Annotated in this window: 11 protein-coding genes; 7 read left to right on the forward strand and 4 right to left on the reverse strand. The window is 44.7% G+C overall.

Features of this window, described 5'->3' with window-relative positions:
* The coding region (locus tag H6S82_RS07930; protein WP_191056130.1) for a heme o synthase at window positions 1-632 on the forward strand (632 nt) is incomplete at its 5' end.
* Window positions 633-810: 178 nt separating this feature from the next.
* Here the strand turns inward: H6S82_RS07930 and H6S82_RS07935 are convergent.
* Window positions 811-1,419 (reverse strand): CHRD domain-containing protein, encoded by a 609-nt coding sequence (locus H6S82_RS07935; RefSeq protein ID WP_190464254.1) that lies wholly within the window; start codon window positions 1,417-1,419, stop codon window positions 811-813.
* Window positions 1,420-1,648: 229 nt separating this feature from the next.
* Here H6S82_RS07935 and H6S82_RS07940 point away from each other — a divergent pair, with 229 nt between their 5' ends.
* From H6S82_RS07940 to H6S82_RS07950, 3 genes are all read left to right on the forward strand, one after another.
* The gene (locus tag H6S82_RS07940; protein ID WP_190464253.1) at window positions 1,649-2,668 is read left to right on the forward strand and encodes an ATP-binding cassette domain-containing protein; all 1,020 of its coding nucleotides are present in this window, start codon (window positions 1,649-1,651) and stop codon (window positions 2,666-2,668) included.
* A gap of 207 nt (window positions 2,669-2,875) precedes the next feature.
* A complete protein-coding gene (locus H6S82_RS07945) occupies window positions 2,876-3,763 on the forward strand; it encodes an ABC transporter permease (protein ID WP_190464246.1) in 888 nt (295 codons plus the stop codon).
* An 18-nt stretch (window positions 3,764-3,781) separates the two neighbouring features.
* Entirely contained in the window at window positions 3,782-4,171 is a 390-nt protein-coding gene (locus H6S82_RS07950; RefSeq protein WP_190464244.1) for a hypothetical protein, read from the forward strand.
* 32 nt (window positions 4,172-4,203) lie between these two features.
* On the opposite strand, the gene H6S82_RS07955 is transcribed toward H6S82_RS07950, so the two are convergent.
* Window positions 4,204-4,641 carry a peroxiredoxin gene (locus H6S82_RS07955; protein WP_190464242.1) on the reverse strand — a complete coding sequence of 146 codons (438 nt, stop codon included), beginning with the start codon at window positions 4,639-4,641 and terminating at the stop codon, window positions 4,204-4,206.
* Window positions 4,642-4,839: 198 nt separating this feature from the next.
* Here H6S82_RS07955 and H6S82_RS07960 point away from each other — a divergent pair, with 198 nt between their 5' ends.
* The 3 genes from H6S82_RS07960 to H6S82_RS07970 all read left to right on the forward strand — a co-directional run bounded on the left by H6S82_RS07960 (window position 4,840) and on the right by H6S82_RS07970 (window position 7,174).
* On the forward strand, window positions 4,840-5,250 hold the full coding sequence (locus H6S82_RS07960; protein ID WP_190464240.1) for an Npun_F0494 family protein: 411 nt from the start codon (window positions 4,840-4,842) through the stop codon (window positions 5,248-5,250).
* Window positions 5,251-5,400: 150 nt separating this feature from the next.
* A complete protein-coding gene (gene cobQ / locus H6S82_RS07965) occupies window positions 5,401-6,876 on the forward strand; it encodes a cobyric acid synthase CobQ (protein ID WP_190464238.1) in 1,476 nt (491 codons plus the stop codon).
* A gap of 61 nt (window positions 6,877-6,937) precedes the next feature.
* Window positions 6,938-7,174 carry a 2Fe-2S iron-sulfur cluster-binding protein gene (locus H6S82_RS07970; RefSeq protein ID WP_199315237.1) on the forward strand — a complete coding sequence of 79 codons (237 nt, stop codon included), beginning with the start codon at window positions 6,938-6,940 and terminating at the stop codon, window positions 7,172-7,174.
* Between the two features lie 10 nt (window positions 7,175-7,184).
* Here the strand turns inward: H6S82_RS07970 and H6S82_RS07975 are convergent, their stop codons facing one another.
* Both H6S82_RS07975 and H6S82_RS07980 read right to left on the reverse strand, forming a co-directional pair.
* On the reverse strand, window positions 7,185-7,913 hold the full coding sequence (locus tag H6S82_RS07975; RefSeq protein ID WP_190464236.1) for an AIM24 family protein: 729 nt from the start codon (window positions 7,911-7,913) through the stop codon (window positions 7,185-7,187).
* 68 nt (window positions 7,914-7,981) lie between these two features.
* Complete coding sequence (locus tag H6S82_RS07980) at window positions 7,982-9,661, reverse strand: type IV pilin-like G/H family protein (RefSeq protein WP_190464234.1); 1,680 nt, start codon at window positions 9,659-9,661, stop codon at window positions 7,982-7,984.
* Window positions 9,662-9,887: the final 226 nt, after the last annotated feature.

The raw sequence follows: 9,887 nt of genomic DNA on the forward strand, positions 1-9,887 counted from the left end.
CTTCTCTTTCGTTTACCTTATTGGCTGTTTTTGCCAATCTGCTGGCGGCGCTGTTGGCGATGTCTGGCATTGTTTTCTACATGGCAATTTACACCCATTTGCTCAAACGCCACACTACCCAAAATATTGTGATTGGCGGTGCTGCCGGTGCGATTCCTGCTTTGGTGGGATGGGCGGCTGTGACCGGTAGTTTAAGCTGGTCGGCATGGATGTTATTTGCGATCGTCTTTTTGTGGACGCCTCCCCATTTCTGGGCGCTGGCTATGATGATTCGCGATGATTACGCGAAAGTAAACATCCCTATGTTGCCAGTTGTTGTGGGCGAAGTTGCCACTTCTCGCCAAATCTGGATTTATACACTGATAATGGTGGCGTCAACATTTCTGCTGATTTATCCTCTGGGTACGGCAGGTGTTGTTTATGGCTTGTTTGCCATTATCCTGGGCGGAAAGTTTATCCAGAAAGCTTGGGAATTATGGCTCAATCCCAGCGATAAAGATTTGGCGCGATCGCTCTTTAAATACTCAATTATCTACATGATGTTGCTCTGCGGTGGCATTGTTGTTGATAGTTTGCCAGTGACTCATTACCTCACAGCTAGTTTGGCTGAGAATTTGAATTGGGTAATTTAGTTTGAATGGGAACTATCCCTCCCTCTAGCCCCCTCCCCGCAACGGGAAGGGGGTTTGCCTTTAGGGTTTTTAATATGGGGAGCGATCGACTTTTTTAAAGTGTAGTAATGTGGATAAAAAAACAATGGCGCTTGCGCTCACTCAACAGTGCTAACTGACTGACATATTGAAGATATTGCTACTTTTCTACTGGATAGATCTGACCTCGCATTTCGCCATAGAATTCATGTCCCTTGGTGTGAAGATTGAAATAAAGGACTCCCTTTCTAGCCAAAGCTTCCATACCTGCAATGGTATTAACTTGAACAGGAATATTGAGATCGCTGGGGCAACCTTCAGGTAGAGGAAGTGTAGGTCTAGTAGAGAGAGAAGGCGGTGGAAGAGGTTGTTTCACAAAAGTTAGCTTTTCGTTAGTAATAGAAGCAGAGAAGCGACCATTCACAACAGTGTTCTTAAATTCACCAAACTGTGCAAAATTAACAATAATCGGGCCAAGGACATCTGGCGTGCCACAATGGATGTGAAACGCAGTAATATTCGCCGGAGCGATGCCAACTATTTGGACATTAACATTACCAGAACTGAGATTGCGAGGGAAACGGATTCGACCGTAACCTTTGGCTTTAGACCCCGATGCTGGGCCTAGTTCTTGGGCAGGATGCAGATAGGCTTCGTACTCGGTAAATGAGTCGTCTCCAAATCCTTGATTTTGAGCATTAGTGGGCAAACTGAATAGGATGGTAAGCGCAAACAATGCACTTATCAATAAGCCAATAATAATTTTCATTGCGTCCTCGCTTTTTTTCCATTATTCATGCTTATCAGATAGATATCCGGAAGATTTGATGGTAAACCGGGTAAGCGATATGTTAACAAATTGTTGAGAAAGTAAAGGCTATTTTCTGGGCTACGCTGGGAATCCTAGCGCCTAAAATAGCGACGCCGATGTCGATCGCACCGCAAATCCCGCTACAATAAAATTAAAGATTGTTTAGATTTGTAAATTTGGGACAGCTATGGCTCCCGCAGTTTTAATAGAAAAACTCCAGAAGCGTTACGGTAAGGTTGAAGCCGTCAAAGATGTATCCTTTCAGGTAGAACCGGGAGAGATTTTTGGGCTGCTTGGGCCAAATGGTGCGGGCAAAACCACAACAATCAGATGTCTCTGCACTTTGGCGACTCCCGATGCTGGCAAAATTGAGGTATCGGGCATAGATGCGATCGCCAATCCTAAAGCAGCACGCCAAAAGCTAGGTTACGTCGCCCAAGAAGTCGCGCTCGATAAGGTGCTGACCGGTAGAGAACTGCTGCAATTGCAAGCAGCATTATACCACATACCCGGCAAATTGATTGAAGAGCGAATTGATAAAATTATAAATTCGCTGGGTTTGCAGGAATATGCAGACAAAAAGACCGGTACTTACTCCGGCGGTATCCGCAAGCGATTGGATTTGGCGGCGGGGTTGCTGCATCAGCCAGATGTGCTAGTTTTGGACGAACCGACGGTCGGCTTAGATATTGAAAGTCGCGTGGTAATGTGGGATATCCTGCGCCAACTGCGGGATGCGGGGACGACTGTGGTGCTGACAAGTCACTATTTAGAAGAAGTTGACGCGCTAGCTGACAGAGTGGCGATTATCGATAAAGGTGCGGTAATTGCGGCTGGTACGCCTTCTGAGTTAAAAGATAGGGTGGGAGGCGATCGCATCACGCTCCGCATCCGCGAGTTTTCGCCGATCGAAGAAGCAGAGAAAGCCAAACAAATGTTGCAATCTCTGCCATTTGTGCAAGAAGCAATTATTAATAGCGCTCAAGGTAATTCGCTGAATTTGGTTGTGACGCCGCAAAGCGATGCTTTGATAACAATTCAGCAAGCGTTGCAAGCTGCTGGGTTACCTACTTTTGGGATTGCACAATCTCGTCCCAGTTTAGATGACGTTTACCTAGCTGCGACGGGTAGAACGCTAATGGATGCGGAACTTGCAGCAGCTGGTACTCGCGATCCGAAGGCTGAAAAAAAACGCAATATGAGATGAAACAAGCTGGAGGGAATTTTATTACCTCGATTGTGGTTTAGAGCCTATCTGAAAAGTCAGTTTCTGGTAATTTTTACCGCAGATATCCACAGATAAACGCAGATAAACGCAGATAGAGTTAACCTCTAATGATGATTTTTCAGATAGGCTCTTAATGGTTGTTTATTCCTTTAATCCAAAATCCAAAATCCAAAATCCAAAATCGATATGAGCAGTACGATAACTCCTTCTAAACCAAATGTTACTTTGCAGCCAGAAGTTGTGCAGGTAAGTCCGGAACCGAATTTCTTTGGCGAACTTGTGCAGGAAACTTTGGCTTTAACTCGTCGTTTGTTTATTCAGTTGCAGCGGCGTCCTTCCACTTTGATTGCTGGGGTTATTCAACCGCTGATTTGGTTGATTTTGTTTGGGGCGCTGTTTCAAAATGCGCCGCAAGGTTTGTTTGGCAATACTGTAAATTACGGTCAGTTTCTGGCGGCTGGGGTGATTGTTTTTACGGCGTTTAGCGGGGCGCTGAATGCGGGTTTGCCGGTGATGTTCGATCGCGAATTCGGTTTTCTGAATCGCTTATTGGTTGCTCCTCTGGCGACTCGGTATTCGATCGTCTTTGCTTCCGCTATCTTTATCGTTACCCTCAGCGCGATCCAAACAGCAGCTATTATTGCTACCAGTGCTTTTCTGGGCGCGGGTTGGCCCGATCCGTTGGGTTTGGCTGTAATTTCCCTGATTCTCTTGCTGCTGGTATTTGGGGTAACCGGTTTGAGTTTGGGATTGGCTTTTGCTCTGCCCGGTCACATTGAACTGATCGCGGTAATTTTTGTGACTAACTTGCCTTTGTTGTTTGCCAGCACTGCTTTGGCACCGCTATCTTTTATGCCGAAATGGTTGCAGGTGGTGGCTACTCTCAATCCTTTGAGTTATGCGATCGAGCCCATTCGCTACATTTATTTGCACAGCAATTGGGCACTTAATAGTATAGTGATGCAGGCTCCTTGGGGTGCCGTAACATTAGGTGGGGCGCTGCTAGTGCTGCTAGTACTTGACGTGGTGGCATTTTTGACAATTCAACCGTTGTTGCGGCGAACATTTGCTTGAATCGAAAGGAAATTTAAAATGTCCCAAGTCTCAGTTAAAAAATTTACTCCGATCGTTCTGGGGTTATTAGCAGGAACTACCGTAGTTCCTTTTGCGTTTCCTCAAACCACTTTGGCACAAACACTCGATCGCGACCCTTCCCAGGATTTTCAAAGGCAAGAAGATAATAGCTCGTTCTACGGAGGCGGTACAGGTCAGGGCTTCAGTGTGTTTGACTTGATCCACCGAGCTAACTTGGGTCAAAACCGCAGCCCAGAAGAATTCTCCACCGAACAGCGACAAAGCCTCGATGATGCTGCGGAGCAGTTCCGGGCCAAACAGCGAGAACAGCTTCAAATTCCACAAAATCAAGCAGTTCCGGGGAATTCTGCCGCTCCAGTCACCACGCCACCTACCCAATCCAATTAATTCTTAGGGTGGGCATTGCCCACCCTACTTAGCTAGACTCCAATTGCTGCCAGAACATCGCTGGCGTGGGTAGAAGTGTTGACGCTGCTGTCAACGTGGATAATTTTGCCACTCCCGTCGATTACGTAGGTGACGCGCTTGGCATAACCGCCACCATCGACATCGTAAGCTTTGATGATGGCACCATCGGTGTCAGCCAAAAGCGGAAAAGGCAAATTGAATTTTTGGGTAAATTGTTGGTGGGAAGCTTCATCATCTTTGCTGACGCCTAAGACGACAATATCTTTACCTTGGTAGTCTGCGTAGTTATCCCGAAAGCTACAAGCTTGTTTGGTGCAGCCAGGAGTGTCGTCTTTGGGATAAAAGTACAAAACAACCGTTTTACCTGCAAAGTCAGACAGGGAAACGGTGTTGCCTTTGGTATCTTTTGCTGTAAATGCGGGCGCATCTGTACCAACTGATAGAGCCATAGATGCTGTTTCCTTTTAGTTTTAGATTGTTTCCGCTTTGGATTGTAGCTGATGCTCTCGTGATTTTACAGTTAGGGCCGACAGCCCGATCGCAAGCAGTTTGCTCTCCAAGTGAAAAAAGCCTTTATGATAGAAACGAATTAGAATGCTAATTTTTCTACCCCTGCGTAGTTGTCCGGTATCATTTGACGATTATCAATGACTTCTGTTAAGCAATTAAGCGCTAAATCACTTTCTTATCCCAGAAAAACCATACAACGGGCTGAGCGATCGCTACGCTGTTCCCCTTTCCAAATGCCTTTGTTTGTTAAAATGCGCTCTAGAAGCGTAGATTTCCAAGAAATTGTGGGTGTGGCAGGAGAAAAGCTGCAATATACGCGACGCCCGCTATCTGAGTTGGCAACTGAAAATGCGCTGCTGTGGTTAATCGAAGTCGGTGTACTGCGGCGCGAGGTGGATGGACAAGGTATCACGAATAGTTTTCGCCTCACACCGCTGGGACATCAAATTATCGAACAATGGCAAAATCGAGGTGGCATGATACCACCTGCTTCCTTGAGCGATCGCATCTACAATGCCTTAAATCGTTGGTTTCGACTTCCCTTTTAGGGGCGTCGGAGCTAGGGCGTCGGGACTGGGTAAGAGAGAAAAGGGAAAAGGGAATACCGAAAAATATTAATTCTTCCACTCCCCCACTCCCCCACTCCCCCACTCTCCCACTCCCCCACTCTCCCACTCCCTCCTCACCCCTACTCCCTTATGAAAGCCATTATGGTTGTGGGCACTACGTCCCACGCTGGAAAATCTCTTCTCACAGCTGCCATTTGTCGCATTTTAGTGCGACGTGGCTGGCGGGTAGCACCTTTTAAAGGCCAAAATATGGCACTGAATGCCTATGTAACGGCTAACGGTGGAGAAATTGGCCACGCTCAGGCGGTACAAGCTTGGGCTGCCGGGATCTCTCCCATCGTGGAGATGAACCCGATTTTACTCAAGCCGCAAGGCGATATGACCTCGCAAGTGATTATTAAGGGCAAAGCGGTAGGCAGAGCTAACGCCTTGGAATATTACGATCAATATTTTGAGGTGGGCTGGCAAGCTATTACTGAATCTCTACAAGTTTTAGCTTCGGAATTCGATCTAATTGTTTGCGAAGGAGCTGGCAGTCCGGCGGAGATTAACCTCAAGCATCGCGACCTCACTAATATGCGGATAGCTCGCTATCTGAATGCTCCCACATTACTGGTTGTGGATATCGATCGCGGTGGTGCTTTTGCCCACGTTGTCGGTACTTTGGAGTTATTGGAACCGTCAGAACGAGCTTTGATCAAAGGTGTTGTGATTAATAAGTTTCGCGGACAGCGAAGTCTGCTGCAACCCGGTATTCGTTGGTTAGAAGAACGCACAGGTATCCCGGTAGCTGGCGTTATTCCTTGGATTGACCAGCACTTTCCATCTGAAGATTCTCTCGATTTATTTGAACGTCGCTATCGCGGTAGTGGCAAAGACCTGACGATCGCTGTAATTCGCTTGCCCAGAATTTCTAACTTTACCGATTTCGATCCCTTGGAAGCGGAATCTACAGTTAACCTCAAATACATTGGCCCCAAACAAGATTTGGGTCACCCAGATGCGGTAATTATCCCAGGTTCTAAAACGACGATCGCCGATTTAATGATTCTCAAGCAAACCGGTATGGCAGAAGCAATCCAAAACTATGTGGCAGCAGGCGGTACAGTAATGGGAATTTGCGGCGGCTACCAAATGCTGGGTAAAGTTGTCGCCGATCCGGAGGGGATTGAGGGTGCTTCGGAAACTCGTTGCGATGGACTGGGACTTCTACCTGTGAAAACTGTATTTAAGCCACAAAAAATTGCCCGTCAGCGGCAAGTTACATCTAACTATCCCCAACCTGGCTTACCGGTAGTTGGCTACGAAATTCATCAAGGAAACACGCGCACTTTGGATACGGAGGGAACTCAATATTTGTTCGATGACCCCTATTTAGGTATAGTCGATCCGGCTCAATCTGTGTGGGGAACATATCTGCACGGAATTTTTGATAATGGCCCTTGGCGACGCGCTTGGTTAAATTTGTTGCGACAACAACGCGGTCTTTCTGCTTTACCTAACGGCATTCCCAATTATCGGGAACAGCGAGAAGCTTTGTTAGATTCTCTCGCAAGTGCTGTGGAAGCTCACCTAGATTTATCGCCTGTTTTACCTAGTAGTTAGATTACTATATCCGCTCATAACAGAGCAAATCCAAAATCCAAAATCCAAAATTGGATGACTGATGCCCAAAATTCGATTTTTACCTGATAATGTAACTGTTGAAGCTGAGGTGGGAGAACCGCTGTTAGAAGTTGCCGATCGCGCAGGCGTTTTTATTCCCACCGGTTGTTTGATGGGTTCTTGTCACGCCTGCGAAGTGGAACTAGAAAACGGTCATTGTATTCGTGCTTGCATCACAGCAGTTCCACCGGGACGCGAAGAGTTAACCATTAATTTGGTTAGCGATCCGATTTGGTAGATATAGTTGTTCAACCCAGACCCATTCCTTCGTTTTCCGTTACTAATAATTTCCCTTCTCCTTCATAAATCCAAACATAACCCTCACCACCACCTCTACCGAAATGACCTAATTTTCGATAATCTTCGTGAATCCCATTTGTATATCCTTTCACCATGTCATAATCAGCTATTAAAATTTCTCCTCTGTTAAGTGAAATAACTTTCGCTGGTGCAGCTGTGCTGGCTACGACTGTCGCTTTTTGTCCACCCAATGGGGTAATAGCCAGCCTCCACCTACCATCATTAGAACCGAGCATTTGTTTGTATTTTAATCTTTTAGCACCCAGAACTACATTGTCAGAACAAAACTGAAATACACCATCATCAAATTCCCATTGCTCTTTTTCAACTATGTCAATTGATGTGTAGTGCAAGAAATTACCTTTTTGTCTCGGTTCTAGGTAAACTTTACCAATACCTTTATACACAGGTGCATTGAATTCTGTGTCCGTCTTCAAAGATACCCAAATATCTCGCAAACGGTTATCGGTTTTATAAACGCCGTAAGTTAATTGACCGATACACCTGTGCAATGAACCTTTTTGAATTACTACTCCCGAATTTTCCAAGTGAATTTCGACTTGTTGAACAAAGGGAATGCTTTTCGTGGGATGGTGAAGTTTGTTAGTTTCTTTGTTGATATTGTTTTGGAGATACCATAATTCGGTTGGTTCTATAATCTTGACTTCGTGTTTCATAATGTTTCTCCAGTATTGACATTAAATCTAGCCAAGTTTTGAGCGATCGTCAATACTCTCGATTTTATTTACCGCGCAGTTCGGCTGACTTCTCTGGTGTCAGCAGCGCAAGCAAGCACACCATTTTTATAAGTAGGATTGGCTGGGATTTTGCGTTCGTATAAATATTTTTCACACAGAATTGCCACAGTCTTAGCCTTAGTACGAGTACCACCCGGTACGGCGAAGACCCCTCCCACATAGGTATTACCGTAAGGTTCTATTGGTATTGCGTAGCTAAATACTGCGGTAGAACTTCTCTTGACTGAATATTTGTGGAGGTTGGTCTGGGTAACACCAGTGCCGAGTTTTTGAATAGAATCAGCAAAGATGCGCTTTTGCGAATAGTAATCTTGTTGAGCTTCATTGATAGCTTCAACATATTTTATATTTTCTTCATAGTCGTAGACTTGATTCGTATTTGCACCGCACCTTAGTACACCATTATTATAAGTTGGATTGGCAGGTTTTTGCAGGGTATCGCCGGAATAATATTGACACAGAATTACCACAGTCTTAGTCGGATTAGCAACATTATTTGGAACTGCGAAAACGCCTGTCACATAGCCAGTATCGGTTCCTTTTGGTGTGGCATAACTAAATGCTGCGGTAGCACTCCTGTTCGTTGAATATTTATGGAAGTCAGTCTCAGTAATTCCAGTACCCAGTTTTTCAATAGAATCAGCAAAGATGCGCTGCTTGGAATAGTAAGCTTGCTGTGCTTCATTGATTACTTTAATATATTCGTTAATATCTTCGCTTACCCCATAACCATAAGCGTTTATTTGCTTTGTACCAGCACCACAAGCTAACACACCATTTTGATAAATCGGATTTGCCGCTTTCTTATTACCGGGATAATTGGCTTCACAAAAAATAGATATCGTTTTTTTAGTCAAATTTTTAGCAGCATTGGGAATTACGAAAATAGCTCCTACATAGCTGTAGTAGTCAGGTTGCTTAGAGGTGGCATGATGAAAAGCACCTTTAGCAGTAGTACTTACAGAATATTGGTAATTTTCTGTCTCTGTTTTGATTTTAAACCCCAAAGCTTTAAGAGAATTTGCAAAAGTACCATTTTTAGAATAGTGATTTTGCTGCGCTTGGTTCATAGCTTGGGTATAGTTAGATGCAAATACCAAGTCTTGTTGGTGATTAAGTGGAGTCGTGTTTTCACCGCAAGTTATGACATCATCTTGCAATATGGGCTCGGCAGGTTGTGCGGTAGTAGGAGATTTTGTTTCACAGATGACCGCTACTGTTTTCCTATCATCAATAATGGCACCATCGGGTACTAAGAAAACACCCCCAACATAACTTCTTAATGGTTTAGAAGCATCTTCACGAGCTACGCCATAACTAAATACAGCTTTGTCATTTCCACCAATAGAATATTTATAGTTGGTTGTCTGGGTCTTAATACCAATGCCTAAGCTATTCCATGCTGCGGCATCGTTTTTTGTCACAAATTTACCATTTTCTGCGTAATATGCGTGCTGCGCTTTGTTCATTGAGTGAACATATTGTTTCGCTTCAGATTGCGGTGCTTTGTTGCCTGTATGTAAAAAACTAGGCAAAATAATCAAAGCACTAGCAGCACAAATTAGTAGCAGGAAAATGACAATGAGAACTTCAAGGGATGTAAAGCCGCGATCGCCATTTTTATTCAACAGATATTGCAGATACTTAACTCGCAGTTCGATGCTCATACTCAGCCTCCGAAATAAATTGTAATGCTTAGGACGATCGCACTAGGATGAGGCAGCTTTCTTCGCCTACCTATTCCCCATTAAATCACGTGACTATTTGAGATATCGACTGACTTCTTCGAGAACTCATCGACTTCTCATCGACTTTTTAATTTGTGGGAGGAGTTTTTTGGCTGGTATTGCGATCGCAAATAATAGAACGCCGATTCAGTATTTCCCGAAGAGG

Origin of the sequence: Planktothrix sp. FACHB-1355 (genome assembly GCF_014748295.1) — a bacterium.
In the GTDB taxonomy this organism is placed as follows: domain Bacteria; phylum Cyanobacteriota; class Cyanobacteriia; order Cyanobacteriales; family Aerosakkonemataceae; genus Aerosakkonema; species Aerosakkonema funiforme_A.